General features: G+C 63.6%; 25 protein-coding genes. 5 read left to right on the forward strand and 20 right to left on the reverse strand.

Annotated elements, in window-relative coordinates; all coding sequences use genetic code 11:
• Nucleotides 1-299: 299 nt before the first annotated feature.
• The 4 genes from DRB19_RS20835 to DRB19_RS31560 are packed head-to-tail and all read left to right on the forward strand — an operon-like array spanning nucleotide 300 to nucleotide 6,398.
• On the forward strand, nucleotides 300-1,229 hold the full coding sequence (locus DRB19_RS20835) for an ABC transporter substrate-binding protein (protein ID WP_147021859.1): 930 nt from the start codon (nucleotides 300-302) through the stop codon (nucleotides 1,227-1,229).
• Nucleotides 1,226-4,888, forward strand: a complete 3,663-nt coding sequence (locus tag DRB19_RS20840) for a PAS-domain containing protein (RefSeq protein WP_114187954.1) — start codon at nucleotides 1,226-1,228, stop codon at nucleotides 4,886-4,888. Before DRB19_RS20835 ends, DRB19_RS20840 begins: the two co-directional genes overlap by 4 nt.
• The gene (locus DRB19_RS20845; protein WP_114187955.1) at nucleotides 4,885-5,253 is read left to right on the forward strand and encodes a response regulator; all 369 of its coding nucleotides are present in this window, start codon (nucleotides 4,885-4,887) and stop codon (nucleotides 5,251-5,253) included. Before DRB19_RS20840 ends, DRB19_RS20845 begins: the two co-directional genes overlap by 4 nt.
• Nucleotides 5,250-6,398, forward strand: a complete 1,149-nt coding sequence (locus DRB19_RS31560) for a response regulator (RefSeq protein ID WP_114187956.1) — start codon at nucleotides 5,250-5,252, stop codon at nucleotides 6,396-6,398. Before DRB19_RS20845 ends, DRB19_RS31560 begins: the two co-directional genes overlap by 4 nt.
• A gap of 20 nt (nucleotides 6,399-6,418) precedes the next feature.
• Here DRB19_RS31560 and DRB19_RS20855 read toward each other — a convergent pair whose 3' ends face one another.
• The 4 genes from DRB19_RS20855 to DRB19_RS20870 all read right to left on the reverse strand — a co-directional run bounded on the left by DRB19_RS20855 (nucleotide 6,419) and on the right by DRB19_RS20870 (nucleotide 12,624).
• The gene (locus DRB19_RS20855; RefSeq protein WP_114187957.1) at nucleotides 6,419-9,604 is read right to left on the reverse strand and encodes an efflux RND transporter permease subunit; all 3,186 of its coding nucleotides are present in this window, start codon (nucleotides 9,602-9,604) and stop codon (nucleotides 6,419-6,421) included.
• 23 nt (nucleotides 9,605-9,627) lie between these two features.
• Nucleotides 9,628-10,776 carry an efflux RND transporter periplasmic adaptor subunit gene (locus tag DRB19_RS20860; protein ID WP_114187958.1) on the reverse strand — a complete coding sequence of 383 codons (1,149 nt, stop codon included), beginning with the start codon at nucleotides 10,774-10,776 and terminating at the stop codon, nucleotides 9,628-9,630.
• Between the two features lie 126 nt (nucleotides 10,777-10,902).
• Nucleotides 10,903-11,970, reverse strand: coding sequence for a patatin-like phospholipase family protein (locus DRB19_RS20865; RefSeq protein ID WP_114187959.1), 1,068 nt, complete (start codon nucleotides 11,968-11,970; stop codon nucleotides 10,903-10,905).
• Nucleotides 11,971-12,039: 69 nt separating this feature from the next.
• On the reverse strand, nucleotides 12,040-12,624 hold the full coding sequence (locus tag DRB19_RS20870; protein ID WP_114187960.1) for a 3'-5' exonuclease: 585 nt from the start codon (nucleotides 12,622-12,624) through the stop codon (nucleotides 12,040-12,042).
• Between the two features lie 204 nt (nucleotides 12,625-12,828).
• Between DRB19_RS20870 and DRB19_RS20875 the strand changes: the two genes are divergently transcribed.
• Nucleotides 12,829-13,008, forward strand: coding sequence for a hypothetical protein (locus DRB19_RS20875; protein ID WP_245439707.1), 180 nt, complete (start codon nucleotides 12,829-12,831; stop codon nucleotides 13,006-13,008).
• Nucleotides 13,009-13,020: 12 nt separating this feature from the next.
• Here DRB19_RS20875 and DRB19_RS20880 read toward each other — a convergent pair whose 3' ends face one another.
• From DRB19_RS20880 to rpsE, 16 genes are all read right to left on the reverse strand, one after another.
• Nucleotides 13,021-13,698 (reverse strand): protein-L-isoaspartate(D-aspartate) O-methyltransferase, encoded by a 678-nt coding sequence (locus tag DRB19_RS20880; RefSeq protein ID WP_114187962.1) that lies wholly within the window; start codon nucleotides 13,696-13,698, stop codon nucleotides 13,021-13,023.
• A 141-nt stretch (nucleotides 13,699-13,839) separates the two neighbouring features.
• Nucleotides 13,840-14,445 carry a GNAT family N-acetyltransferase gene (locus DRB19_RS20885; protein ID WP_114187994.1) on the reverse strand — a complete coding sequence of 202 codons (606 nt, stop codon included), beginning with the start codon at nucleotides 14,443-14,445 and terminating at the stop codon, nucleotides 13,840-13,842.
• A gap of 124 nt (nucleotides 14,446-14,569) precedes the next feature.
• Nucleotides 14,570-15,031, reverse strand: coding sequence for a hypothetical protein (locus tag DRB19_RS20890; protein ID WP_174799980.1), 462 nt, complete (start codon nucleotides 15,029-15,031; stop codon nucleotides 14,570-14,572).
• A gap of 109 nt (nucleotides 15,032-15,140) precedes the next feature.
• Nucleotides 15,141-16,373: an RluA family pseudouridine synthase gene (locus DRB19_RS20895; RefSeq protein ID WP_114187963.1), complete on the reverse strand. Its 1,233-nt coding sequence runs from the start codon at nucleotides 16,371-16,373 to the stop codon at nucleotides 15,141-15,143.
• A gap of 42 nt (nucleotides 16,374-16,415) precedes the next feature.
• Nucleotides 16,416-16,802: a fluoride efflux transporter CrcB gene (gene crcB, locus DRB19_RS20900; RefSeq protein WP_114187964.1), complete on the reverse strand. Its 387-nt coding sequence runs from the start codon at nucleotides 16,800-16,802 to the stop codon at nucleotides 16,416-16,418.
• A gap of 1 nt (nucleotide 16,803) precedes the next feature.
• Entirely contained in the window at nucleotides 16,804-18,120 is a 1,317-nt protein-coding gene (locus tag DRB19_RS20905; RefSeq protein ID WP_114187965.1) for a replication-associated recombination protein A, read from the reverse strand.
• A gap of 63 nt (nucleotides 18,121-18,183) precedes the next feature.
• Nucleotides 18,184-19,587, reverse strand: a complete 1,404-nt coding sequence (locus DRB19_RS20910; protein WP_114187995.1) for a Do family serine endopeptidase — start codon at nucleotides 19,585-19,587, stop codon at nucleotides 18,184-18,186.
• A gap of 144 nt (nucleotides 19,588-19,731) precedes the next feature.
• Nucleotides 19,732-20,151, reverse strand: a complete 420-nt coding sequence (gene rplQ, locus DRB19_RS20915) for a 50S ribosomal protein L17 (protein WP_114187966.1) — start codon at nucleotides 20,149-20,151, stop codon at nucleotides 19,732-19,734.
• A 114-nt stretch (nucleotides 20,152-20,265) separates the two neighbouring features.
• Nucleotides 20,266-21,288, reverse strand: a complete 1,023-nt coding sequence (locus DRB19_RS20920) for a DNA-directed RNA polymerase subunit alpha (RefSeq protein ID WP_174799979.1) — start codon at nucleotides 21,286-21,288, stop codon at nucleotides 20,266-20,268.
• An 87-nt stretch (nucleotides 21,289-21,375) separates the two neighbouring features.
• Entirely contained in the window at nucleotides 21,376-21,765 is a 390-nt protein-coding gene (gene rpsK, locus DRB19_RS20925; RefSeq protein ID WP_047186967.1) for a 30S ribosomal protein S11, read from the reverse strand.
• A 167-nt stretch (nucleotides 21,766-21,932) separates the two neighbouring features.
• The gene (rpsM, locus tag DRB19_RS20930; RefSeq protein WP_114187967.1) at nucleotides 21,933-22,301 is read right to left on the reverse strand and encodes a 30S ribosomal protein S13; all 369 of its coding nucleotides are present in this window, start codon (nucleotides 22,299-22,301) and stop codon (nucleotides 21,933-21,935) included.
• 244 nt (nucleotides 22,302-22,545) lie between these two features.
• The gene (locus DRB19_RS20935) at nucleotides 22,546-23,127 is read right to left on the reverse strand and encodes an adenylate kinase (RefSeq protein WP_114187968.1); all 582 of its coding nucleotides are present in this window, start codon (nucleotides 23,125-23,127) and stop codon (nucleotides 22,546-22,548) included.
• A 54-nt stretch (nucleotides 23,128-23,181) separates the two neighbouring features.
• Entirely contained in the window at nucleotides 23,182-24,519 is a 1,338-nt protein-coding gene (gene secY / locus DRB19_RS20940) for a preprotein translocase subunit SecY (protein ID WP_114187969.1), read from the reverse strand.
• Between the two features lie 102 nt (nucleotides 24,520-24,621).
• On the reverse strand, nucleotides 24,622-25,095 hold the full coding sequence (gene rplO / locus DRB19_RS20945) for a 50S ribosomal protein L15 (RefSeq protein WP_114187970.1): 474 nt from the start codon (nucleotides 25,093-25,095) through the stop codon (nucleotides 24,622-24,624).
• Nucleotides 25,096-25,105: 10 nt separating this feature from the next.
• Entirely contained in the window at nucleotides 25,106-25,315 is a 210-nt protein-coding gene (rpmD, locus tag DRB19_RS20950) for a 50S ribosomal protein L30 (protein WP_114187971.1), read from the reverse strand.
• Between the two features lie 14 nt (nucleotides 25,316-25,329).
• The gene (gene rpsE, locus DRB19_RS20955) at nucleotides 25,330-25,899 is read right to left on the reverse strand and encodes a 30S ribosomal protein S5 (RefSeq protein ID WP_114187972.1); all 570 of its coding nucleotides are present in this window, start codon (nucleotides 25,897-25,899) and stop codon (nucleotides 25,330-25,332) included.
• Nucleotides 25,900-25,932 lie beyond the last annotated feature (33 nt).

Consider the following 25,932-nt stretch of genomic DNA (forward strand, 5'->3'; position numbering starts at 1 on the left):
AGCCTCGGCCGCCATTCGGCCTCGATGGTGCGCTATCCATTCGGGGTAACCCCGATGCCAAATGGTTGAGCGCCTTCTCATCAGCGAATAGAATCCGCAAAGCTTGAATGTTGCCTGCGAGGCGTAAGTCCAAGGCGATCGACCATTGATCGACCCTCTCGCACAGGATCAGCCGAACGTTTGTACAAGGGCCATCTGCCATGCTGCAACGTATCGAGATGTTCTCGTCTTGCATGCTCCGGCCGAGCTCCCTCCGTCGGACACTGAAGCTTTGCGCGCAGATCCTTGCGCTGATCTGGATGGTTTTTCTCAGTATCGGGTGGCCCGCCGGCAGCCCAAGGGCTGCCGAGCCCACCCGCAGGGTCATCCATGTCGATTCCTATCACCAGGGGAACGAATGGAATGATCGAATTCTGACGGCGCTCCAATCCACCCTGAAAGACAAGAACGTGGAGTTGCGCGTGGTCTATCTGGATGCCAAGCGCCGTTCTTCCAATGAGGAAATCAAATCCTCCGCCGAAAACGCCAAGCGCATCATCGATGAGTTCAAGCCCGATGTGGTGACGATCAGCGACGACCCGGCCGCGCAGTATCTCGTCATGGGCCATCTGCGGGATGTGGAGATCCCGGTTCTGTTCTGCGGCCTCAACTGGGATGCATCCGTGTACGGCCTGCCCTACCGCAACACCTCAGGAATGGTCGAAGTCTCGCCGATCCCGCAGATCATTCGCCTGTTGCGTCAGCACGCACGAGGTTCGCGGCTCGGGTTCCTGGCAGAGGACACAGACGTGAAGCGCAAGGAACTCGAGTATCACCAGCGGCTCTTCGGCATCACCTACGAGCGCGCATATTTCGTCCGCTCCCATGCGGAGTGGAAGGACGCCTTCCTGCGCGCGCAGCAGGAGGTGGACATGCTGCTGATCCTCGGGGTCGGCGCGCTCCCCGACTGGGACCCGGCAGATGCCCGGAAGTTCGCCGAGGAAAAGAGCCAGATCCCGAGCGGCACCGATTTCGAGTGGTTGACTCCGGTCACGCTGATTGGCGTCGCCAAGTATCCCGAGGAACAGGGACGTTGGCTCGCACAGGCCGCCCTGCGCGTCCTCGAAGGGGTTCGACCCAGCGACATTCCCCTCACCTATAACCGGGAAGGCGAACTCTTCTTCAACGCGCGGATCGGCAAGCGGCTCGGCGTGATGACTTCTCCCCCTCTGGCGAGGATTGTGCCATGACGGCGCTCACGGATGCAGCGCCGCCGGATGCGGAAGCCGGACCGAAGACGTCCATCACCCGCTTGACCCTGCGCAAGATCGCGGTGCGCATCAGCATCGTGGTGGCGATCGCCACGATCCTGAGCTACTGGCACGTGCGGACCGGGTACGAGCAGCAGGCGCTTGAAAACCTCGAGCAATACGTCGAGCAGCGGCGCCAGCGCGAAAGCGCGGTGTTCGACCTGGCCAGCGGCAACGTGCGCACGTTCGCCGACGCCTATCTGCGAGAAATCCGCCAACTGGATCCGAGGGATGCGGAGCAGCGCTTCACCGCCCTGTTCGAGCAACGGCCCGATGGAACGGTTCGGCTAACCGAGGATGTGTTCAAAACCTATGGCGTGACCGGCTTCATCGGAAAGCACGTCAGCGTCGACCGGGATCTGAAGCGGCGGCTCATGGCCGCCTTCGACCTGATCACCCAGTTCGGCCCGGCCTGGGCGAGCCAGTTCGCCAACCTGTACGTGGTCACGCCCGAGGGCGCAGTGATCATGTACTGGCCAGGGCAGCCTTGGGCCCTGCGGGCGGGTGACTGGGAAATCTCCGGTAAGCTGAACCTCCTTTCCGACACCAAGGAAGAGGTCATCGTTGCTGGTTCAGGTGCTCCCTCCGCCTCCGACAAGGAACGGTGGTCGGAGCTCTATTACGATTATGGGATCAACGACTGGCTGGTATCGATCACCCGCCCAGCCATCGCGGATGGCCGCCCGCTCGTTCGCGTCGGGCAGGACATTCTCATGCACGACCTGATCGGGCGGGCCACCAGCGCCGACCTCAGGGGCACCTACAGCCTGTTGTTCTCCGATGACGGACGCCTCATCGCCCATCCGCGATTCATGGACGCGATCCAGGCGCGTAGCGGCTCCCTCCCCATCAGCGAGACGGGCGACGCCGATCTGGCGCAGATCCACAAGCTCGCAATGGAGCGCTCCGCCGACCAGACGGTTCTTCGCAACCCGTCCTACGACGAGATCGTGGCCGTCACGAAACTCGCGGGTCCCGGATGGACCCTTGCGACCATCTTCCCGCTGTCGCTCGCCGCGGACAACGCCTGGCAGGCAGCCCGTATCGTCCTGATCATGGGCGCGATCGCCCTGCTCCTCGAGATCATCATTCTCAGCTCCACACTCCGAACCCAGATCGCCGTACCCCTGCGCCAGCTCGTGCGCGCCACGGGGGCAGTCGCCGAGGGACGCCCTGGCACGCATCTCGACCTTCATCGAAATGATGAAATCGGGGAGTTGGCAGAGGCGTTCACGGCCATGGTTGAGCAAGTGGACGCCCGTGAAACGGCTCTGAGCGAGAGGAGCGCCAGTCTCGCGGCCCTCAACAACCAGCTTGCGCACGAACTTGCCGAACGAGAGCGCGCGGAGCGCGAGCTGGCTCATCACCGGGAGCTGAACGCCCTTCTCGACACCATCGATTACGGCATCCTTTTCCTCGATGCCGACCTGAAGGTGCGTCTTGCAAACCGCGCCTATAAGCAGATGTGGACCTTGCCCGATGGGCTGATAGCCAAGGGTACGTCAATCGAGGACCTGATTGCGCATCATTGCCGCATCATGGGCGGAGCCGACTTCGCGGAGGCGATCGAACGGGAGATCGAACAGATCTGCCGCTGCGCCGACGCTCCTGTGGAGATCAAGAGTCCGGATGGACGCGTGCTCCGCTATCACTGCGTGCCCTTGGCCGATGGCGGACGAATGCTCACCTACCTGGACATTACGGAGCAGAAGAGGGCCCTGGAGGCGACCGAAGCCGCCGCGCAGCGCCAGCAGCGCCTCCTGGAGCTCGCCCCGTTCCCGCTTGCAGTCACGCGCCTGTCGGACGGGATGGTTCTCTACGCCAACGCCCGCACGGTGGAAGTGACCGGAGTGCCGCCGGAGAGCATGATCGGGACCCAAGCGCCCGATTACTACGCCAACATGGAGGACCGGAAACGGGTTCTCGACCTCCTGTCCCGCGAAGGCCGGGTCAGCGACGTGGAAGTGGTGATGAAGCGTCCTGACGGCCACCATTTCTGGGCCCTGATCAACGCGTCCATTGCGGATTACGAGGGTACGCCTGCGCTGCTCTCCGCGTTCAACGACATCTCGGAGCTGAAGCAGCGGGAGCGGCAGCTCAAGGCCGCCAAGAAGGAAACCGAGGCGGCACTCGGCGATCTCAACGCCGTGTTGGAGACCATTCAATACGGCGTCCTGTTCCTCGATCCCAGTCTGCGCATTCGCTTGGCGAACCGCGCTTACCGCGAATTGTGGGAAATGCCGGCGGACTTTTACGACGTTCCTCGCGAGCTCGAGGAGGACATGGAGGAAAGCCGCGCCCACGAGGCCTACGAGGTGCCGGACGACGAATGGGAAGCCTACAAAGCCTTCCGGATCGCCGCGATCCGGAGCGGCACGATAGACCCTACCGAATTGCGGCTGAGGAACGGCAAGATCATCCAGTACCGCTGCATCGCCCTGCCCGATGGCGGCCGCATGCTCACCTACTTCGATATCACTGAGCTCAAGCGCATCGAAGAGATCCTGCGCAGGCATCTGGCCGCCATGGAAGCGTCCATGGACGGAATGGCGATCCTGGGGCCAGACGCCACTTATGAATACATCAACGCAGCCCACCTCAGAATCTTCGGCTACGAAGATCCATCCGAACTCGAAGGGCAAAGCTGGCGAAAGCTCTACACGCCGGACGAGCAGCAACGCCTCGACGTGGAGGGGATGCAGACGCTTTTCCGGGAAGGCCGCTGGAGCGGCGAGGCCGTCGGACTGAAGCGGGACGGCACGACTTTTCCGCAGGATGTCTCGCTCACCAAGATCGAGGGCGGCGGCCTGATCTGCGTGGTCCGCGACATCGCCGAACGCCACGCGCGGGACGAAGCGCTCCGTCAGGCCAAGCAATATGCCGAGCAGGCAAGCCGGGCTAAGTCGAACTTCCTTGCCAACATGAGCCATGAACTGCGCACGCCGCTCAATGCCGTGCTCGGCTACACGGAACTGCTCATGGACGGCATCTACGGCCCGCTGCCGGACAGGGCCCAGGGCATTCTCGGTCGCGTACAGACCAATGGCCGCCATCTCCTGTCGCTCATCAACGACGTGCTCGACCTCTCCAAGATCGAGGCGGGGCAGCTATCGATCGTCAACGAGCCTTATTCGGTTCCTGGCTTGGTACAGGCCGTCGTCTCGTCCATGGAGCCGCTCGCGAAAGCCAAGAACCTTGCTCTCAAGACCTCGGTGGTGGAAGGCCTGCCTGCCGGCTACGGCGACGAGAGGAGATTGACGCAGGTGCTTCTCAACCTCATCGGCAACGCCATCAAGTTCACGGAGGAAGGTTCCGTCGAGATCGCGGCCCGGGCCCAGAACGGGCGGCTGCGGATCTCCGTCACCGATACGGGGATCGGTATACGTCCCGAAGACCAGGCGCTGATCTTCGGAGCCTTCCACCAAGGCGGCAACGTCGACGCGCATGGACAGGGTGGGACCGGCCTGGGCCTGGCGATCTCCAAACGCATTGTCGAACTTCATGGCGGCTCGATCGATGTCCGCTCGGCGATCGGCGCCGGCTCCACCTTCATCATCGACCTTCCTCTGGTGGTCGACGCCAAGACGGAGGCGGCATGAACGCCAAGCGCATCCTGATCGTGGAGGACACCGAGGACAACCGGCAGATCATGCGGGACCTCCTGTCGAGCGTCGGCTTCGAGCTTATGGAGGCTCATGACGGCGAACAGGCCGTGACGGCTGCCGCCGCGTTCCTGCCCGATCTCATCATGATGGACATTCAGCTACCGATCATCGACGGCTACGAGGCCATCCGCCGCATCAAGGCGAACGGCGCGCTGCGCCACATCCCGATCGTGGCCGTTACGTCCTATGCGTTGTCGGGAGATGAAGAAAAGGCGCGGGCCGTCGGCTGCGACGGGTACATCGCAAAGCCATTCAGTCCCCGCCACCTGCTTGCAACCGTCTGCGGGCTCCTGAAATGACCACCAAGGCTCCCACCCTTCGCGAGCGTCCCCTCATCCTGGTGGTGGATGATATCGCCGAGAACCTGGACATCGTCACCACGCGCCTGGAGGCGCAAGGATACGATGTTGAAACCGCCCGGAACGGTCAGGAAGCGATAGACAAGACCCGAAAGCGTCATCCCGACCTGCTCCTCCTCGACGTCATGATGCCCGGAATGGACGGAATCGAGGTGACGCGGCGGTTGAAGGGGGACGAGGCCACGCGAGCGATCCCGATCCTGCTCCTGACCGCGAGATCGAGCGTCGAAGACGTGGTGATGGGCCTTGATGCCGGCGGCGACGACTATGTGACGAAGCCCTTCGACCAGGTAACGCTGGTGGCGCGGGTCCGGTCGCTTCTGCGCACCAAGCGCCTCTACGACACCGTCCAGCAACAGGCGGCCGAACTCGCGAGCCTGAACCGGAACCTCGAGGACCGGGTCCGCCAGCAGGTGGAGGAACTCGGGCGGGCCAAGGAGCTCAAGCGCTTTCTGCCGCCACAGCTTGCTGGCATGATCATGTCGGAGGGCAGCGAAGCGCGGATCCTGGAACACCACCGCCGCGAGATCGTGGCGCTGTTCTGCGACCTGCGCGGTTTCACCAGCTTCGCGGAAATCGCGGAGCCGGAAGACGTGATGGATTTCCTGAACGCCTATCATGTCGCCCTCGGGCCTCTGGTGCACGAGGCGGAAGGCACGCTCGAACGGTTTCTCGGCGACGGCATGATGGTGATCTTCAACGATCCCCTGCCCTGCCATGATCCCGCGAACCGTGCCGTACGGCTTGCCGTCGCCATGCGGGACAAGTTCCTTTCGCTCGCGCAGAATTGGGAGCATCGCGGCTACAGGGTCGGTTTCGGGATAGGCATTGCGCAAGGCTATGCCACCATGGGCCGGATCGGGTTCGAGGGACGGCTGGACTACGCGGCCATCGGCACGGTTACGAACGTGGCGGCGCGGCTCTGCGCGAAGGCCCGGGACAGCGAGATCTTCGTGACCCAGCGCATCGCAACCGAGGTCGAGGACATCGCCTCGACGGTTCTGATCGGCGAAATCCCCCTGAAGGGTCTCAGTCGGCCGATCGCCGTCTATAACATAGAAGGCCTCAAGACGCCGGCTCACTGACGGAGCCGGCGCCCTCTTGCTCACTCAGCCGGAGCTGGCGCGGGCGCCCCCTCCTTGGTCGCGTCCGGCGGCGACTTGCGGGAGAATCTCAGAACGATCAACCGCAGGGCGACGTAGAACACCGGCGTCAGGAACAGACCGAACACCGTCACGCCGATCATGCCGGAGAACACCGCTGTCCCCAGGGCCTGACGCATCTCTGCGCCGGGTCCGGTCGCGATCACGAGGGGCAGCACACCGAGGATGAACGCGAAAGCGGTCATCAGGATCGGCCGCAGCCGCATGCGGGACGCCTCGATGACGGCGTCCACGGGAGTCATTCCCCGCTCCTCCGCCTGCTTGGCGAACTCCACGATCAGGATGGCGTTCTTCGCCGCGAGACCCACTAGAACCACGAGGCCGATCTGCGTCAGGATGTTGTTGTCCTGCCCGCGCAGCATCACCCCGACGAGGGCCGAGAGAACGCTCATCGGCACGATCAGAATGATGGCCAGCGGAAGGGACCAGCTCTCGTACTGCGCCGCCAGCACGAGAAAGACGAACAGCACCGACAAGGCAAAGATATAAACCGCCGTGTTGCCCGTCTGGCGCTCCTGGAACGCCAGTTCCGTCCACTCGAAACCCATTCCGCGGGTCAAGTTCTGCCGGGCCAGCTCCTCCATGGCGTTCAGGGCCGACCCCGAGGAAACACCCGGCGCCGCGTCCCCCTGCAGGGCCACGGATGTGTACATATTGTAGCGCTGAACGAGGTCCGGCCCCGAGACCTCCCGCATCTCCACCAAAGTTCCCAGCGGCACCAAGGCCCCCGTGGAGGAGCGCACGCGCAGCCGGTTGATGTCGGTCTGGTCCACGCGGAAGCGCTGATCGGCCTGCGCGCGAACCTGATATACCCGGCCGAACGCGTTGAAGTCGTTGACGTATGCGGCCCCGAGATTGACCTGGAGCGTCTCGAAGATATTGGGGATGGGAACGTTGAGGATGCTGGCTTTCTGGCGGTCTATTTCCAGAAAGACCTGAGGCGAATTCGCCGAAAACGTCGTGAAGACGCCCGCAAGGTTCGGGTTCTGGCGCGCTTGCCCCATCATCTGGTACGCGGCCGCCAAGACACCCCGGACATCATCCCCTGTCCGGTTCTGGAGCTGGACCTTGAACCCGCCCGAATTGCCGAGCCCACGGACCGGCGGCGGCGGGATGGCGATGATGAACGCCTCCTCGATCTGCTGCATGCGCCCGAAAAGATCCCCAATGATCTTAGTAGCCGAGTCACCGCTCCTGACGCGTTCCTCGAAAGGCTTGAACGCGGCGAAGATCGCCGCCGCGTTGGTGGCGTTGGTGAAGGTCGCCCCGGAGAAGCCGGCGAACGCCACGGCATTCTGCACGCCGGGCGTCTCCTGCATGATCTTGGAGGCACGCTGCACCACGGCGTCGGTGCGGGAAAGCGCGGAGCCGTCCGGCAGCTGCACGACCACGATGGCATAGCCTTGATCGAGGGAGGGGATGAACCCCCGCGGCACATGATTGGCGATCCAGACAGTGCCGGCCAGAAGACCTGCGTAGATCGGCAGAACGATCAGCTTGTGCCGGACGAAGGAGCCGACAGACCTGGAATAGCCATGGGACATCGCATCGAAGCCCCGGTTGAAGCCCCCCGCTAAGGCATTGCCGAAACGCCAGATCGGATTTCTCGACTGCTCGTGACTGTGCGGCTTCAGAAGCCATGCGGCGAGAGCCGGCGACAGGGTGAGCGAGTTGAACGCCGAGATTACCGTCGAGACCGCGATGGTCAGGGCGAACTGGCGATAGAACTGGCCCGATATGCCCGGAATGAAGGCGGTGGGAATGAAGACCGCCACGAGGACCAGGGCGATGGCCACGACCGCGGTGCCGACCTCGTCCATAGTCCGATGAGCCGCGTCCCTAGGCGACAGGCCCATGGCGATGTTGCGCTCCACATTCTCGACCACCACGATGGCGTCGTCCACCACGATGCCGATTGCCAGCACCATGCCGAACAGCGTCAGGGTGTTCAGCGAGAAGCCGAGGGCCGCCATGATGGCGAAGGTGCCGATCAGGGACACCGGAATGGCCACGATCGGGATGATCGCCGTGCGCCAGCTCTGCAGGAACACGATGACGACCAGCACCACGAGCGCAGTGGCCTCGAACAGGGTCTTGTAGACCTCGTTCACGCTCTGGGCGATGAACTCCGTCGGATTATAGACGATCTGATAGTCGATGCCCGGCGGGAAGTCGGCCTTGAGCTGCTCCATCGATTGGATGATCTGGTCTGCCGCCGCGAGCGCATTGGTGCCGGGTCTTTGGAAGATCCCGAGGGCGACGGCCGGACTGCCGTTGAGATATGAGTTCGTCACGTAATCCTGCGCGCCAAGTTCGACGCGAGCGACGTCCTGCAGGCGGACGAGCCGTCCGTCCGGTGTGGATTGTACGATGATCTGCCTGAACTGGCGCGGGTCCTCGAACCGCCCTTGCGTCGTGACCGTGAGCTGGAAGGCCGCATCCGACGGGGTCGGCTCCTGGCCGAGGGCGCCGCCTGACACCTGGACGTTCTGCTCCTGGATCGCGCGTACCACCTCGCCGGAGGCCATGCCGTAGGCCGCGAGCTTTTCGGGATCGAGCCAGACGCGCAGTGAATACTGGCGTTCGCCGAAGATGATGAGATCGCCGACGCCTTCGAGCCGCATAATCACGTCGCGGACGTTGTTGCGGGCATAGTTCGACACATAGAGCTGGTCATAGGTGCCGTTGGGCGACAGCATGTGCACGACCATCATGAGGTCGGGTGAACTCTTGAGCGTCGTCACCCCGAGGCGTCGCACGTCCTCGGGCAGGCGCGGCGTCGCGATGGCGACGCGGTTCTGGACAAGCACCTGAGCCTTGTCGAGGTCGGTCCCGAGCTTGAACGTAACGGTCAGCGCCATGGAGCCGTCGCCCGTGGAGTAGGAGGACATGTACAGCATGTCCTCCACGCCGTTGACCTGCTGCTCCAAGGGAGTCGCCACCGTCGCCGCGACCGTCTGGGCGTCCGCGCCCGGATAGTTGGCGCGAACCACGATCGTGGGGGGCGTGATGTCGGGATATTGCGCGACCGGAAGCGTCGTATAGGCGATTCCGCCGACGATCAGCATGAGGATCGACAGGACCGTCGCGAAGATGGGACGGTCGACAAAGAAATGGGCAAAGCGCATGGGATGATCCTCGCCAGGCGAATTCAGGTGCCGTTCCGCTCCCGAGTGGGCGGCAACGTGGACATCTGCGGTGTCACGGGCATGCCAGGTCGAACGCGGACGAGCCCATTCACCACCACGGTCTCATCACCCTTCAGGCCCTCGCGGATGACCCGATATCCGTCGATCCTGGGACCGGTTCGCACCGGCGTGATGTTAACGACGTTGTCGGGCCCGACGACATAGACCACCCGCCGATCCTGATCGCTGCCGACCGCCTCGTCCGGGAGGAGAACGCCCTTGTATGGATCCGACCCGCCGATGGTCACGCGTCCGAACAGCCCGGGGGTCAGAAACAGGTCCTTGTTGTCGAAGACAGCGCGAGCCCGGATCGTGCCGCTCGCCGCATCGAGCCTATTGTCCACGAAGTCGAGCCGCCCGGTGCGTTCGCCCTGGCGCTCGTCGGTGAGGGTCAGGGTGACTTCATTCGCGGCCTCGCCGGTGGATGTCCTCGTTCCGCCCTGGGTCTGGCGCGAATAGGCAAGGTACGAGCGCTCATCCACGTCGAAATAAAACTGGATCGGATCGAGCGACAGGACATTGGTCAGGATCGTCTCGTTGGCGTTGATGAGATTGCCCTCGGAGACGAGTTTGCGGGAGATGCGCCCGCTCAGGGGCGACTTGATCTGCGTGAACTCCACATCGAGCTGCGCCTGCCGCAGGAAGGCCTGTGCCCGGTCTAGGTCGGCCTTGGCGGTGAGATATGCCTGCCGCCGCTGATCGAGCAGCTGGTCGGCGATGTTGCCGGTCCGGCGCAGCTGTTCGGCCCGATCGAGATCGCTCTGTGCGAAGTTTAGGCGCACCTCGGAGGACGTCACGGTGGCCTGGGCCTGCTCCAGGGCGTTCTGGTAGGGACGCGGGTCGATGGTGAAGAGCAGATCGCCCGCCTTGACCAAGGTGCCGTCCTGGAAATGCACCTTATCGAGATATCCTGACACCCGCGCCCTGACATCGACCTGATCGACCGCCTCGAACCGTCCGATGAAGTCATCGCGCTCGATGATGTCCTTGACCACGGGCTTCGCCACGGTCACAGGCGGCGCCTGCGGCGGCCCGCCCTGGGCGAGCGCCGGCGCGGCGGCGAGTAAGTAACTCAGCGAACCAAACACATAAACGGACCGGAGAAAGCTCATAGGGAAGGCCTCCAGATCGGCAGCATCAGCGCGGCACTATACGCTGACCCTGAAGATTTGTGACTTGCCCTTAAGTTCTGTCGTGCGCTGGCGCACCTTGCGTGACCTGACATCCCCAGCCAGCGCTCACGAATAGGCCCCCCGCAGATCAAGAGTGCTTTTGTGGCCGATCGCCTCGTAGTTCTCGGAAAGCCAGTTCCTGGCGGCGGACCGCCCAAGATCCTTGAGTTCCTTGAAGAACGCCCACTTGGCGTTGAGGCGGGACGATGCCGCGAACGCGTCGAGGTCATGGCCGCCATGAAGGCAGTGCATGAAGACCCGCTTGTAGTCCTTGGTCGAAAGCTTTCCCTCCTCGATCAACCGGGTGACGAACTCGACTGCCCTGAGCTCGTGCAGCAGGTTGGAGTTGAACGTGATCTCGGTCAGGCGGCTCTGGATCTCCCGCGCCGTGCGGGGCGTGGAGCGGCGTTCCAGCGGATTGATCTGGACCAGCAGGACATCGTCGGTGCGCGTCTCGTAAAACAGGGGGAAGAGCGCCGGGTTGCCGGAATAGCCCCCGTCCCAGTAGGGCTCGCCCTCGATCTCCACCGCCTTGAAGACCATGGGCAGGCACGCCGAGGCCAGGACGTGGTCCACCGTCAGTTCCGAGCCGTTGAAGATTCGGATTTTCCCGGACCAGACATTCGTCGCCGCGACAAAGAGTTTTGCATCGGTGCAGGCCCGTACGCGGTCGAAATCGATGAGGCTGCCGAGCGCATCCTTCAGGGGATTGATGTCGAGCGGGTTCAGGTCGTATGGGCTCGCGACCTTCGACCAGGCATCGATCCACAAGCGGGCTGGGGATCCGTCCGGGTTCCAGTAGTTCAGGAACTGGTCGAAGACCGAGCGCTGAACGGGCGATAGCGCGCCGTCGAGGCTGACCCGCTTCCAGAACTGGCGCAGTTGCGCCCGCGCCCCCTCGGGTCCGCCCTCCACCCAGCCCTCCAGGAGCACCACGGCGTTCATGGCGCCTGCGCTCGTGCCCGTGATGGCCTCGATAGCCAGCCGCCCGTCCTCGAGAAGATAGTCGAGGACGCCCCACGTGAAGGCCCCGTGGGCTCCACCGCCCTGCAGGGCAAGCGAAATTGATTTCTCCGCCTTCGGGCCGGCCATGCCGCGCAGGGTCTTGTGACGGTTCTCGGCGCGGCCGGTCATCGCGAGCTCCCGCGTTCATCGAAGCGCAGGTTCACGCCGGGTATCCAGATTGTCATCAATGTTCCTTCGTCAGGCCGAATGTCCGAAGCGCGCCGCGACGTCTTCGGCACGGCGGCGGATATCCTGCCAGAGTTGCCGCTCGCGCTTGGCGTCCGCGAGCGCCCGGTGCTCAGGCGCGCCCAGTTCCTCATCCCTGCGCTTGGCCCCTGCCAGAATCTCCCGTAGGAGGCCCTCATGCAAGTGGGCTGAAACGCCAGCGGCGCGCAGCACGTCGGTTGCTGCCTCCTGGTGAGCCACATCGGTATCCTGGAGACGCAAGGAATGCCGCGGCAGTCCCGCCGCCCGCAGCAGCTTGCTCAGCCACTGACCGTCCCAGGAAGGCGCCGTTGCATAAAGAGAATGGCCGGTAAGGGCCGCAACCATGCGGTTGGCCACGTCTTCGACGGACGCCCCATCGGCTATCAGGCGATCGCGCGTGATGCCGTGAACGGCCTCCGCGTCGGCGGCCCAGTCCGTCCAGGCCTCGGCGGGCCGGATGAGATGGCTCTCCTCCTCGCCGGTTGCGAAAACCCACGCGACCTCGATGGGATACCCGTGCTTTCCAAGCGATGAGGCTTCGAAGTCGAGGAACGCGATGCCCGTCAAATCAATCACCGAGGTTCAAGTCACGTACACGATGCGGCAACGCATGGAGCCCGCAACCGAGATCGGCTCCGCGAACAGGCCCGGCCTCACTAGATATTTAGGGTAGGACCGGCGCTCTAGAAGAGTGGACACCGTGTGGACAAGCTGTGCAGAGCTCCGACTGCCCTGCTTGCGCCATACTGCCCATCTGTACTCGGGCGCATGAGATACGACATGCGAGCCGACCAGACCGGGTGGACCGTCTATGACGTGGCGACCGACCGCCCTGTGATCCTCGACGACGTCCCTCTTACGGGGATCAGCTTCGAGGACGCGGACAGACTCGTGAACCTGCTCAACGCGCTCGATACCCAGAGCATCCGCAAACTCGCCGGAGCCCGGCGGTATCGGTGACGTTTCCTCGGGCTACGCGACCGTCTCAAGGCGGCTGAACCGGACCGGAATCAGGTTGCGGGTCTCGGGACGCCCCTCCTGGTCCTTGTCCGTCACGGTCAGGCGCTGCATTTCCTCAGGTCCCAGGGGCATGACCAGGCGTCCTCCGGGCTTGAGCTGGTCCAGCAGGGCCTGCGGCACCTGTTCGGCGGCGGCTGTCACAAGGATCTTGTCGAAAGGGGCATGCTCGCGCCAGCCGCGCGAGCCGTCGCCAACACGGATTTCGATATTCGGGTACCCGAGCTGATCGAGCAGCCCCTGAGCATGGCCGGCGAACTCCTCGACGACCTCGATGCTCCGCACCTGTCCGGCGAGCTCCGTCAGGACAGCGGCCTGGTACCCCAGACCCGTGCCGACCTCGAGCACCGTCTCATTTGGCTGCGGGCTGAGCAGATCCGTCATGAGGGCGACAATGAACGGCTGGGAGATGGTCTTGTCGAAGCCGATCGGCAGCGGCGTGTCCTGGTAGGCATAGGCGGCCAGCTGCACCGGGACGAAGAGGTGGCGTGGCACCCGCAGCATGGCGGCCATTACCCGCTCGTCCAGCTTGTCCTTGCCGATCTCCTCGCTTGCCAGATCGACATGGATCGCAATGACCTCGACCATATGCCGACGCAAAATGGCCAGATGGCTTTCGTTCATCGGCTTCATGATGGTCAGGCTCTCCTCGATGGCTGCCTTGCATGGGCTGGCGACATGGCCCCTGTCGGGGTAACGCGCATCAAGGCCCTTGGGTTTGCCACCACATGACGCGCCTGCCCGTCGGCGACCCGCCGCGAGACCGCAGGGGCGTCAGGCAGCCCTGGAATCCATCTCGGCCATTCGGCGTTGAAGGCCGTCTTTCACGTCGGGCCATTCATCGCGAATGATGCTGTACACCACCGTGTCGCGCACGTGGCCGTCCGGCATGATCATGTGCTGGCGCAGGATGCCGTCGAGTTTTGCCCCGAGCCGTTCGATCGCGGCCCGCGACTGGTCGTTCAGGCGGTGGGTCCGCAGCTCCACGGCATTGCAGCCGAGCGTCTCGAAGGCGTGCTGGAGCATCAGGAACTTCGCGTGGGTGTTCACGAATGTCCGCTGCCAGGACCGGGCAATCCAGGTGGCGCCGATCTCCACCCGGTGGTTGGCGGCATCGATGTTCATGTAGCGCGTAGAGCCGACGACAATAGAGCCATCGTTCACAACGGTCGCGAACGGAAGAGCCAAACACGACGCCTGAATTTCAAGAGCCTTCTGCACATAGGCTTCGAAGCCCTCGGGCATCGGCACCGTCGTGGTTCTCTTTTGCCAAAGTTCGCCGTCGCTGGCGGCTCTCGCCAGCGCGGGAGCATCATCGAGCCCGAGGGGTCTCAGAGTCAGTCGTTCGGACGAGAGCGTCACAGGCTCGATGTGAAGCATTTTGCCATGCCCTTTGATCGGTGTCGCGTCATCCATGATCGATGACGGCGCAACAGTCAAAGGCGGCGCAGATCAGGAGACAGGCCATGCCTCCTGATCATTCGTTGAAAGCCGGTCGGCCTGCTTACTGTAGCAGGTAGGCGACTCCCGGCAGGGTCACGGCCAGTCCAGCAAGAGCCCATGCGCCCGCTGCGGAACGCCATCCAGCGCCGCCGGTCGTGTTGCGGAGCCGTTGCGCGAAAGATGCGGCTTCCATGCTGCGACCGCTGAGGCAAGAGCACAGAGCATAGTGCGCCTGGCCGTCCGATAGTTCGAAGTAGTTCATGACGTCGCCGAGCCTATCGCTCGCCAAGCCGTCTGCCCGAAGAACCGGATCTTCATAGGCCACCGTCAACGGCGAGTCGTCTTGCCGGATGAGGGCCCGTTCTGCCGGTGGTTTGTATTCGATTTCGCCAAGTGAGTTGAGGCGCCGAGAGGGATTGCGCTCGAGAAGCTCAATCCAACGTTCGATGCGTTCTTGCCTGGTCAGGGACCGGGGTTGAACGTCGGCTACGCTACGGAGCTGATCCAGATGCTTGTGTTCCATCGATCTCCTCCTTGCCAATGGCCCGGCTGTTTGGCCGAGACAAGGAAGGTTACGCCTCTGTGGCGGCAAAAGTGCGACAAGGAGGAGATACGAAAATGAACGGAATGCCTTATTCCTCGGGTGCGTCGATGATCGGATCGTAGCGCTTCACGTCGAACCCTAAGAGATTGAAGCTCTGTTGAATATGCGGCGGCAGAGGAGCCGTCACATCGATCGGTTTTCCAGTTCTGGGATGCGCGATCACGATCCGGCGAGCCATAAGATGCAGCTTGTTCTGGATGCCGCCCGGCAATTCCCAGTTTTCTATATCGAAGTACTTCGGATCCCCCACGATCGGATGGCCGATGTGGGCCGTATGCGCGCGCAGCTGGTGGGTACGCCCCGTCACCGGCTTCAGCGAAATCCAGGACAGCTTCTGCCCGGCGGTTTCGACCACCGCGTAATAGGTCAGCGCATGGCTTGCGCCTTCGTCGCCATGTTGGGCAACGCGCATGCGGGCATCGCCCTCGTCGCCTTCCTTGGACAGATAGGTCGAGATCCGCCCCTGCCGCACGCGCGGGACGCCTGCGACCAACGCCCAGTAGATCTTGCGCGTCGTGCGGGCCCGGAACGACTTCGCCATGGTGGACGCGGCAAAGCGCGTCTTGGCGATCACGAGGCAGCCCGAGGTGTCCTTGTCGAGGCGGTGAACGAGGCGGGGCTTCTGGCCGTCTTCCCCCGTCAGCGCATCGAGCATTCCGTCCACGTGACGCTTGGTGCCCGAGCCGCCCTGCACCGCAAGCCCCATGGGCTTGTTGATGACGAGAACGTCCTTGTCCTCGTAGAGCGTGATGGATTTCAGGAACTCGCGTTCGTCCTGATCCTTCGCGGCGCTGCGGGCGACGGGTCGTGGCTGGTCGAGTTTCAGCGGCGGCACACGAACCTTCTGCCCGGCCGTCAGGCGCTCGTTCGGCTGCGCCCGCTTGCCGTCGATGCGCAGTTCGCCCTTCCGGACGATGCGCTGAATGTGCGTGAAGGCGAGCTGCGGGAAGCGCGCGACCAGAAAGCGGTCCACCCGCATGTCGGCCTCGTCCGGCTCCACGGTGAGCGTCTGCACGCCAGTCGCCAGGGTCTCCTGCGCCTCGGCTCGGGCCTGAGCCCTCGTGGGCTTTGGCGCCGCATCCGCCACGGGCGGCATTGCCTTCACGGGCGCCGCCGGACGGGCCTTGCTTACCGGCCTCGGGGCCCGTTGTTTCGTCAGCCCGTTCTTGCGCGCGGGTTTCTCGTCACGGGAGCGGAAGCCCTGCCGTGATCCTGCCCGCCCGCCACGGGCGTCATTTCGTCCTGAACCGCTTTTCTTCATGAGGATTGGGTACCAGAGCGCCGCGCAGGCGGCAATCGAGCTCTACGCAGCAACCGCCCTGATCAGCGCAAGACCCGCTATCAATCCCCCGATGGACAGCACGACGGACGCCGCCACATAGCCCGCGGCCAGTGCCGTAGCGCCGCGCTCCCAGAGGAGGACCGCGTCGAGGGAGAAAGCCGAGAAGGTGGTGAAGCCGCCAAGAATGCCGGTGGTCAGGAACAGCCGCAGGGGCTGGCTCCACCCCTCCCCGGCCTTAAAGGCCAGCCATCCAGTCAGCGCGCCCATGATGAAGGAGCCGAGGACGTTCACCGTCGCGGTGCCCCAGGGGAATGCGATCCCGCAGTAACGGGCGCAGCCGAGATTAACCGTATGCCGGAGAGCGCCGCCGATCCCGGCGCCGAGGAAGACGAGGAGGTAGCCGTTCATGCTAGTCGGTCTCGTCCCGCCGCTCGGCCCGCAGCTTTTCCCACCAGTCGAGCCGCTTGCGGATCTCGCGCTCGAAGCCCCGGTCCACCGGCTCGTAGAAGTTTTGGGGCTCCAGCTTCTCCGGCCAGTAATCCTGGCCCGAAAAGGCGTCCGGTTCGTCGTGATCGTAGCGGTAGGTCGCCCCATATCCGATGTTCTTCATGAGCTTCGTCGGCGCGTTGAGGATGGTCTTGGGCGGCATGAGGGAGCCGTGCTCCTTGGCCACCCGGGTCGCAGCCTTGTAAGCGTTATAGACCGCGTTCGATTTTGGCGCGGTCGCGAGATAGACCGCCGCCTGGGCCAGGGCGAGCTCCCCCTCCGGCGTGCCGAGAAAATCGAAGGCGTCCTTGGCGGCGTTGGCGACCACCAGGGCCTGGGGGTCGGCCAGACCGATATCCTCGATGGCCGCCCGGACGAGCCGACGGGCGATGAAGAGACGGTCCTCGCCGGCATCCAACATGCGAGCGAGGTAATAGAGCGCCGCATCAGGGTCCGAGCCCCGGATGGTCTTATGCAGGGCCGAGATGAGGTTGTAGTGTCCCTCCTGCCCCTTGTCGTAGATGGGGGCGCGTCGCTGGATGATCTCCTGCAGCTGCTCCGCATCGAACATCTCGTCCGGTTTGGCCGAGCGCCAGACCTCCTCGGCCAGGGTCAGCACCGCGCGTCCGTCCCCGTCGGCCATGCGCACCAGGGAAGCCCTCGCCTCTTCGTCGAGCGGCAGGGACTTTCCGGAGATCTCCTCGGCCCTGAGCAGGATCTTGTGGATCGCTTCCTCGTCGAGCGCTCTGAAAATGAGCACCCGGGCCCGAGAGAGGAGCGCCGCGTTCAGCTCGAAGGATGGATTCTCGGTTGTCGCACCCACAAGCGTGATGGTGCCGTCTTCCATGACGGGCAAGAAGGCGTCGAGCTGAGCCCGGTTGAAGCGGTGGATCTCATCCACGAAGAGGAGCGTGCCCGTTCCCATCGACCGGCGGTGTCGGGCCGCCTCGAACACCTTCTTGAGATCGGCGACCCCCGAGAAAATCGCGGAGATCTGCTCGAAATGCAGGTCGGTCTCATGGGCCATCAGCCGCGCGACGGTTGTCTTGCCAGTGCCTGGCGGCCCCCAGAAAATCAGGGACCCGAGAGACTTGGAGGCGATCAGTCGGGTCAGGATGCCGTCCGGCCCGACCAGATGATCCTGGCCGACAACCTCCGCGAGCTTGGTCGGCCGCATCCGGTCGGCCAGCGGGCGCGGCGCGTTCTGGTCGAGGCCGGCGGAAGAGAAGAGGTCGCTCATGATTTCAAAGGACTCGGGCGCACAAGTCTTCAATACCTGATCGGCGCGCCGGAGTCCCTGCCCTCATCGACCGACCACGGTGGTGAAGACCCGCCCGCCCCGGCTGATGGTGATCTCCCAATAGCCGCCCGCCCGATCGATCTCACGCTGCGCGTCACGGGTCGAAGCCAGGCGCTCGCCGTTGATGGCCACGATCTGGTCGCCCTTCTGGAAGCCGAGGCTCGCCGCAACCCCGCGCTCCTCCACGTCTGCCACGATGACGCCGTCATCAGAAATGTCGATCTGCAATTCCTCAGCCACCGCCGGGGACATGTTGACTAGGGTCGCGCCCGCAAGCGGTGACCGGGACCGAATGCGCACCGGCTCCCGTGGCGGAATTTCCGGCGGCGGCATGAGCTTGACCATGATGTCGGTCCGCTTGCCCCCTCGCAGCACGGTGAGCGGGGTCTGCCCCTGCGTTCCCTTGAGGGTGAAGCGATAGCCGAAGGCGTCCGGGCTATCGACCGGTTGTCCATCCACGGCGAGAATCGCATCTCCGCGCTTCAGCCCTGCCTCCGATGCCGGCCCCTTGTCGTAGATCGACGTTACCAGAACGCCGGTCGGACGCTCCAATCCCAGAGTCGTGGCGATTTCCCCGTCCACCGGTTGCAGCCGGGCCCCCAGCCACGGCCGGACCACGTTGCGCGAGCCGCCCTTGGCCGAGTTGAGAACGACCCGGACCATGCTTGACGGGATGGCGAAGCCGATGCCCACATTGCCGCCCGAGCGGGAGTAGATCGCCGTGTTGATTCCCACGAGCCGGCCGCTCATGTCGATGAGAGCGCCGCCCGAATTGCCCGGGTTGATGGCGGCGTCCGTCTGGATGAAGAACTGGTAGTCGGAAATCCCAACCTGGGTTCTGGCCAGGGCCGACACGATACCTTGCGTGACGGTCTGCCCGACGCCGAACGGGTTGCCGATGGCGAGCACCAGATCGCCGACCTGCAAAGCCTCGGAATCTCCCAGTTCGATCGTCTCGAGGTTGGACGGGTTCTTGATCCTCAAAACTGCAAGGTCCGTCCGGGAGTCCCGCAATACGATATCGGCCTCGAACTCCCGGCGGTCCGCCAGAGCCACCTTCACGTCGTTCATGTTCTCGATGACGTGGTTGTTGGTGATCACGAGGCCCGACGGGTCGATGATCACGCCCGAGCCGAGGGAACTCTGCGAGCGCCCCGGGGGCACGCTGGGGCCGCCGTCGCCGAAATAGCGGCGGAAGAACTCCTCCATGGCGGCGTTCTGCCGGCGCTCCGACCGGGTGGCATATACGTTCACGACCGCGCCGGTTGTCTGGCGGACGATAGGCGCGAAGGAGAGTTGGACCTGCGCCCGGCTCTCAGGCACGACCCTGGTCTGCGCCTGCACAGCCACCAAGCCAAAGATCAGGGATGCGGCGACAACCAAAGGGCGGAGCGGAGAAATGCGCATGGCAGGCGAATCCATTCAAACGAGTCACGTTTCGATAAGACGTGGTGGCCGAAACACCAAATTCCAGCACCGGGATAATAGCCTTCCGCAAAAACAAAAAGGGCGGCCCACAGGCCGCCCTTGATGAGATTGATCCGGTCAGGCTTATGCCGCTTCGACCATTTCGGTCTTCTGCGACGGGCCAGAATCCTGGCCCCGCGCATCGACGTCGCGCTCGACGAACTCGATCACGGCCATCGGGGCGTTGTCACCGTAGCGGAAGCCGGCCTTCAGGACGCGGGTGTAGCCGCCCTGGCGGGCCTGGTAGCGCGGGCCGAGCACAGCGAAGAGCTTCTTGACCATATCCTCGTCGCGGAGCTGCGACATGGCCAGACGACGGGCATGCAGGTCGCCGCGCTTGCCGAGGGTGATCAGCTTCTCGACGACCGGACGCAGGTCCTTTGCCTTCGGCAGGGTCGTGACGATCTGCTCGTGCTTGATGAGCGCAGCCGCCATGTTGGCGAACATTGCTTTGCGGTGTTCGGTCGTGCGGTTGAACCGACGGCCGCGGAATCCGTGACGCATGGCTTTCTCCTAAATCTTCCGGCCGCCGTGCCAAGGTACGGCCGTCTCTCTTTTGATCCCGCCCTTGAGCGGGGATGAAATCAGGGCCGCCTTAGGCCGGCGGCCCTGGCAGGCTTAGTAGTGCTCTTCGAAGCGCTTTGCGAGATCTTCGATGTTCTCAGGCGGCCAGCCGGGCACGTCCATGCCCAGGTGGAGGCCCATGGACGCGAGAACTTCCTTGATCTCGTTGAGCGACTTGCGGCCGAAGTTCGGGGTGCGGAGCATTTCCGCCTCGGACTTCTGAATGAGGTCGCCGATATAGACGATGTTGTCGTTCTTCAGGCAGTTCGCCGAACGGACAGACAGCTCGAGTTCGTCGACCTTCTTGAGCAACGCCGGGTTGAAAGGCAGCTGCGGCGCGGCGGCGGCAGTCTCTTCCTTGCGGGGCTCTTCGAAGTTGACGAACACCTGAAGCTGGTCCTGGAGGATGCGGGCCGCGTAGGCCACCGCGTCTTCCGGCGTGACCGCGCCGTTCGTCTCGACCGTCATGATCAGCTTGTCGTAATCGAGAATCTGGCCCTCGCGGGTGTTCTCGATGCGGTACGAAACCTTTTTCACCGGGCTGTAGAGCGAGTCGACCGGGATGAGGCCGATCGGAGCGTCCTCAGCGCGGTTACGCTCGGCCGGGACGTAGCCCTTGCCGGTGTCGACCGTGAACTCCATGCGGATTTCCGCGCCCTCGTCGAGGGTGCAGAGCACGAGTTCCGGGTTCAGGATCTGCACGTCGCCGACCGTGTTGATGTCGCCTGCCGTCACGGCGCCCGGGCCGGTCTTGCGAAGCGACATGCGCTTCGGACCTTCGCCCTGCATCTTGATGGCGATCGTCTTCACGTTGAGCACGATATCCGTCACGTCCTCGCGGACGCCCGGAATGGACGAGAACTCATGCAGCACGCCGTCGATGTGAATCGACGTCACAGCAGCGCCCTGGAGGGACGACAGCAGAACGCGGCGCAGGGAGTTGCCCAGCGTGGTGCCGAAGCCACGCTCCAGCGGCTCGGCCACGACCGTGGCGATACGCTTCGGATCGTCGCCGGGAGCAACTTCGAGCTTGTTCGGCTTAATCAGCTCTTGCCAGTTCTTTTGGATCACAACCACACCTCTTGCAGGTACGGAATGAGGGCAGGCGCTGCGCCCACCCCCAAAACCGGAATGCGCCCAGGGAGACCCGGGCGCAGGATGAGCTTAGACGCGGCGACGCTTGCGCGGCCGGCAGCCATTGTGCGGGATCGGCGTCACGTCACGGATCGACGTGACGGTGAAGCCCGCCGACTGGAGCGCGCGGAGCGCCGATTCGCGGCCGGAACCGGGACCGGACACTTCCACCTCAAGGGTGCGCATGCCGTGCTCGGAAGCCTTGCGGGCCGCATCCTCGGCCGCAACCTGCGCGGCGTACGGGGTCGACTTACGCGAGCCCTTGAAGCCCATCGCGCCAGCCGAGGACCACGAGATCGTGTTGCCCTGAGCGTCCGTGATGGTGATCATGGTGTTGTTGAACGAGGCGTTTACATGCGCCACGCCGGAGACGATGTTCTTGCGTTCGCGGCGGCGAACGCGGGTCGCTTCTTTAGCCATTCAAGTCGGTCCTTCAAACGCGCCCGTCATGCCAGGCGCTCGGGAGTTTCGATTTCGTCGTGACCGGGCTCGGCCCGGCCATCACCTTCAAATTGGCGCGCCACACCTGGCGGCAGATCCCCGGGTTAGGCCTGGAGACGACCTTGGGCGGAAAAACCGCCCGAAGATTACTTCTTCTTGCCGGCGATCGGCTTGGACTTGCCCTTGCGGGTGCGGGCATTCGTGTGTGTGCGCTGACCGCGAACCGGGAGGCTACGGCGGTGACGCAGGCCACGATACGCACCGAGATCCATGAGACGCTTGATGTTCATGGAAACGTCGCGGCGCAGGTCGCCTTCGACCATGTAGTCACGGTCGATTGTCTCACGGATCTGGAGCACTTCGGCGTCGGTCAGCTGGTTCACGCGGCGCTCGGCCGGGATGTTGACCTTCTCGACGATCTCCTGGGCCTTCTTGGGCCCGATGCCGTGGATGTACTGGAGCGCGATGACGACGCGCTTGTTGGTCGGGATGTTGACGCCTGCAATACGGGCCATTGTCCGTCTCCATGTAGCGAAGCCTCAGGCTTCAGGTGGTGTTATCGCGCGTCCGGTGGAGGCCGGCCCCTGCGCGGGTTTAGAGAACACAAGAATCCGGAGCGGCTTCTCACGAAACCCTCCGGATAAGCAAGTTCTTTCTCAAGAGGCTTGCCCGTAGCGCACGAACGCTTCGACGTCAAGCCCTTTTGTAACATGCCGCAACTTTTTATGCCGCTACGACAGGGCGGGTCGAACCGACTGCTTAGCGCCCGAGGATGCCGTGAATTGCCTCGGTGACCTCGTCGATGGGCTGCATGCCGTCAACGGTCCTGAGGGCCCCTTTGCCGGCATAATAGGCTGAAAGCGGTGCCGTCTGGGTGCGATAGGCTTCCAAGCGGGTCTTGAAGACGTCCGGGTTGTCGTCCTTGCGCACCGGTTCGCCCCGGGCTTCCGTTTCCTTGGCACGCTTGACAATGCGGTCGACGAGTTCGGTCTCGTTCACCTTGAACTCGATCACGGAATCGAGCTTCAGGCCCTTCTCGGCCAGCATGGCGTCGAACGCCTCGGCCTGGGCCACAGTGCGCGGGAAGCCGTCGAGGATGAAGCCGTTCTTCGCGTCCGGCTCCTCAATCCGGTCGGCGATGATGCCGACCACGATGTCGTCCGACACCAGAGCGCCCGAATCCATCACTGCCTTGGCTTTGACGCCGATAGGCGTGCCCGCCGCCACGGCGGCCCGGAGCATGTCGCCGGTGGAAAGCTGGGGAATCCCCAGCCGCTCGACCAAACGCACAGCTTGGGTGCCCTTCCCGGCCCCTGGCGGTCCCAGCAGGATAATTCTCATCGACGCCCCCCTGACACGGTCGAGTATCCGCGCCGGAGGGCGCGGATCAAGATCTTACCGTCGCCGTCCGCCCTTGAGCTTCGCCTTCTTGACGAGGCCCTCGTACTGGTGCGCCAGCAGATGGCCGTGAACCTGCGCAACCGTATCCATGGTGACCGACACCACGATGAGGAGCGAGGTGCCGCCGAAATAGAACGGAAGCGCCGCGTATGAGACCAGGAGCTCTGGAATCAGGCAGATGATGACCAGATAAGCTGCACCGAGAACCGTGATGCGAGTCAACACCTGATCGATGAACTCGGCTGTGCGCTCACCCGGGCGGATGCCTGGAATGAAGCCGCCCTGCTTCTTCAGGTTGTCGGCGGTCTCGGTCGGGTTGAACACGATCGCTGTGTAGAAGAACGCGAAGAACACGATAAGCGCAGCATACATGAACATGTAGGCGGGACGCCCGTGGCCCAGGTAAGTGGTGAGCATCGAGATGATGCCGCCGCCGTCCTGAGTGCTCTGGAAGCTGGCGATGGTGGCCGGCAGGAGCAGAAGCGACGACGCAAAGATCGGCGGAATCACACCAGAGGTGTTCAGCTTGAGCGGCAGGAACGAGGTCTGACCCTCGTACATCCGGTTGCCGACCTGGCGCTTGGGATAGTTGATCAAAAGGCGGCGCTGGGCGCGCTCCATGAAGACCACGAAATAGATGATGGCGATCGCCATCACGATGACGCCGATGATTAGGGGAGTGGAGATTGCGCCCTGGCGGCCAAGCTCCAAGGTGCCAGCGATCGCGGAAGGCAGGTTCGCCACAATGCCAGCGAAAATGATCAGCGAGGTGCCGTTGCCGATGCCCCGGGACGTGATCTGCTCGCCCAGCCACATGAGGAACAGGGTGCCGCCGGTGAGGGTGATCACCGTCGAGATCAGGAAGAATGGGCCCGGCGTCTGAACGATGTTGCCCGACGCCTGAAGACCAACGGCGATGCCCCACGATTGGAAGACCGCGAGAAGCACGGTCAGGTAGCGGGTGTACTGGTTGAGGATCTTGCGACCCGCCTCGCCTTCCTTCTTCAGCGCCTCGAGCGACGGCAGAACCGACGTCAGCAGCTGAACGATGATGGAGGCCGAGATGTACGGCATGATGTTGAGGGCAAAGATCGCCATGCGCTCTACAGCGCCGCCCGAAAACATGTTGAACAGGCCGAGCATGCCGCCGCTGGCGCTCTGGAAGCTCTGCCGCAGGGCCTCGGGATCAATGCCAGGTAGTGGGATGTAAGTGCCGAGACGATAGACGATGAGCGCGCCAAGCGTGAACCAAATGCGCTTCTTCAACTCCTCGGCTTTGGCGATCGAACCAAAATTGATGTTTGCCGCAAGTTGTTCGGCTGCTGAAGCCATGTTTCGTCCCCGAAATCTTCAATTACGTGATGTCGATCACGCAAACGGCGGCCTCGCGATCAGACGCGGGCCGCCGCTTGGTTATTCAATGTGGGCGCTGGCTCACGCCTGCGCAACGGCGCCCAGCAGGGTTACCGAGCCGCCCGCCTTTTCGATCGCCTCGACGGCAGACTTGGACGCGCCGGCGACCTGGAACGACAGCTTGGCCTTGAGCTCGCCGACGCCGAGGATCTTCACGCCATCACGGGGCTTGGAGACGACGCCTGCCGCGACCAGAGCCTCGTTGGTGACCGGGGTGCCCTGATCGAGCTTGCCAGCCTCCACGGCCTCCTGAATGCGGCCGATATTGACCTCGTTCAGGTGGATCGCGTTCGGCTTGTTGAAGCCGCGCTTGGGCAGACGACGATGCAGAGGCATCTGGCCGCCTTCGAAGCCCTTGATGGCCACGCCCGAACGGGACGTCTGACCCTTGACGCCGCGACCGCCCGTCTTGCCCTTGCCGGAGCCGATACCACGGCCGACACGCATCCGGTTCTTGGTAGCGCCTTCGTTGTCACGAATTTCATTGAGTTTCATGACGCTCTCCTCACTGCCCGTCGACAACGCGCACGAGGTGCTTGACCTTCTCGATCATGCCGCGAACCGCAGGCGTGTCTTCCAAGGTCGAAGTACGGTGGAGCTTGTTGAGCTTGAGGCCGCTCAGCGTCTGACGCTGCTTGCCCTCGCGGCGGATCGGGGATCCAACCTGCACAACGGTGATGGTTTTCGCTTCAGCAGCGGAAGGCTTCTTCGCCATGGATCAAGCCTCCTTTACGCTTCTGCGCCGACAGCTTCGCCGTCACCGGCGTCACGACGGCGAGCCTGCAGGGTCGAGACCTTGAGGCCACGACGAGCAGCGACCGAACGCGGGCTATCCTCGTTCTTCAGCGCATCGAAGGTCGCGCGGACGAGGTTGTACGGGTTCGACGAGCCGAGCGACTTGGCGACCACGTCCTGCATGCCTACGACTTCGAAGACAGCACGCATCGGGCCGCCGGCGATGATGCCGGTACCCTGCGGAGCCGAACGAAGCACGACCTTGCCGGCGCCATGGCGGCCGTTCACGTCGTGATGCAGCGTGCGGCCCTCGCGGAGCGCGACGCGGATCATCGAGCGCTTGGCAGCGTCAGTTGCCTTGCGGATAGCCTCAGGCACCTCGCGGGCTTTGCCGTGGCCGAAGCCCACGCGGCCCTTCTGGTCGCCGACCACCACGAGAGCAGCGAAGCCGAAGCGACGGCCGCCCTTCACGACTTTCGCGACGCGGTTGATGTGTACCAGCCTGTCGACGAATTCGCTGTCGCGCTCTTCGCGATCAGCACGTTCTCTTGGTTCTCTTGCCATGAGACCTCTCACTTGCGCGGGCGGCGGGCCCGC

This window comes from Microvirga aerophila, assembly GCF_003332305.1.
GTDB classification, from domain to species: Bacteria; Pseudomonadota; Alphaproteobacteria; order Rhizobiales; family Beijerinckiaceae; genus Microvirga; species Microvirga aerophila.

Bases quoted from the DNA above. Each gene is read 5' to 3' on its own strand.
- DRB19_RS20840 (WP_114187954.1), top strand. From the start codon at position 1,226: ATGACGGCGCTCACGGATGCAGCGCCGCCGGATGCGGAAGCCGGACCG.
- DRB19_RS20890 (WP_174799980.1), bottom strand. From the start codon at position 15,031: ATGGAACACAAGCATCTGGATCAGCTCCGTAGCGTAGCCGACGTTCAA.
- DRB19_RS20895 (WP_114187963.1), bottom strand. From the start codon at position 16,373: ATGAAGAAAAGCGGTTCAGGACGAAATGACGCCCGTGGCGGGCGGGCA.
- DRB19_RS20875 (WP_245439707.1), top strand. From the start codon at position 12,829: ATGCGAGCCGACCAGACCGGGTGGACCGTCTATGACGTGGCGACCGAC.
- DRB19_RS20860 (WP_114187958.1), bottom strand. From the start codon at position 10,776: ATGAGCTTTCTCCGGTCCGTTTATGTGTTTGGTTCGCTGAGTTACTTA.
- rpmD (WP_114187971.1), bottom strand. From the start codon at position 25,315: ATGGCGAAGAAGCCTTCCGCTGCTGAAGCGAAAACCATCACCGTTGTG.
- DRB19_RS20935 (WP_114187968.1), bottom strand. From the start codon at position 23,127: ATGAGAATTATCCTGCTGGGACCGCCAGGGGCCGGGAAGGGCACCCAA.
- DRB19_RS20885 (WP_114187994.1), bottom strand. From the start codon at position 14,445: ATGCTTCACATCGAGCCTGTGACGCTCTCGTCCGAACGACTGACTCTG.
- rpsK (WP_047186967.1), bottom strand. From the start codon at position 21,765: ATGGCTAAAGAAGCGACCCGCGTTCGCCGCCGCGAACGCAAGAACATC.
- DRB19_RS31560 (WP_114187956.1), top strand. From the start codon at position 5,250: ATGACCACCAAGGCTCCCACCCTTCGCGAGCGTCCCCTCATCCTGGTG.
- secY (WP_114187969.1), bottom strand. From the start codon at position 24,519: ATGGCTTCAGCAGCCGAACAACTTGCGGCAAACATCAATTTTGGTTCG.
- rplQ (WP_114187966.1), bottom strand. From the start codon at position 20,151: ATGCGTCACGGATTCCGCGGCCGTCGGTTCAACCGCACGACCGAACAC.
- DRB19_RS20865 (WP_114187959.1), bottom strand. From the start codon at position 11,970: ATGACCGGCCGCGCCGAGAACCGTCACAAGACCCTGCGCGGCATGGCC.
- DRB19_RS20910 (WP_114187995.1), bottom strand. From the start codon at position 19,587: ATGCGCATTTCTCCGCTCCGCCCTTTGGTTGTCGCCGCATCCCTGATC.
- DRB19_RS20835 (WP_147021859.1), top strand. From the start codon at position 300: ATGGTTTTTCTCAGTATCGGGTGGCCCGCCGGCAGCCCAAGGGCTGCC.
- DRB19_RS20855 (WP_114187957.1), bottom strand. From the start codon at position 9,604: ATGCGCTTTGCCCATTTCTTTGTCGACCGTCCCATCTTCGCGACGGTC.
- rplO (WP_114187970.1), bottom strand. From the start codon at position 25,095: ATGAAACTCAATGAAATTCGTGACAACGAAGGCGCTACCAAGAACCGG.
- DRB19_RS20845 (WP_114187955.1), top strand. From the start codon at position 4,885: ATGAACGCCAAGCGCATCCTGATCGTGGAGGACACCGAGGACAACCGG.
- DRB19_RS20880 (WP_114187962.1), bottom strand. From the start codon at position 13,698: ATGAAGCCGATGAACGAAAGCCATCTGGCCATTTTGCGTCGGCATATG.
- crcB (WP_114187964.1), bottom strand. From the start codon at position 16,802: ATGAACGGCTACCTCCTCGTCTTCCTCGGCGCCGGGATCGGCGGCGCT.
- DRB19_RS20905 (WP_114187965.1), bottom strand. From the start codon at position 18,120: ATGAGCGACCTCTTCTCTTCCGCCGGCCTCGACCAGAACGCGCCGCGC.
- rpsE (WP_114187972.1), bottom strand. From the start codon at position 25,899: ATGGCAAGAGAACCAAGAGAACGTGCTGATCGCGAAGAGCGCGACAGC.
- rpsM (WP_114187967.1), bottom strand. From the start codon at position 22,301: ATGGCCCGTATTGCAGGCGTCAACATCCCGACCAACAAGCGCGTCGTC.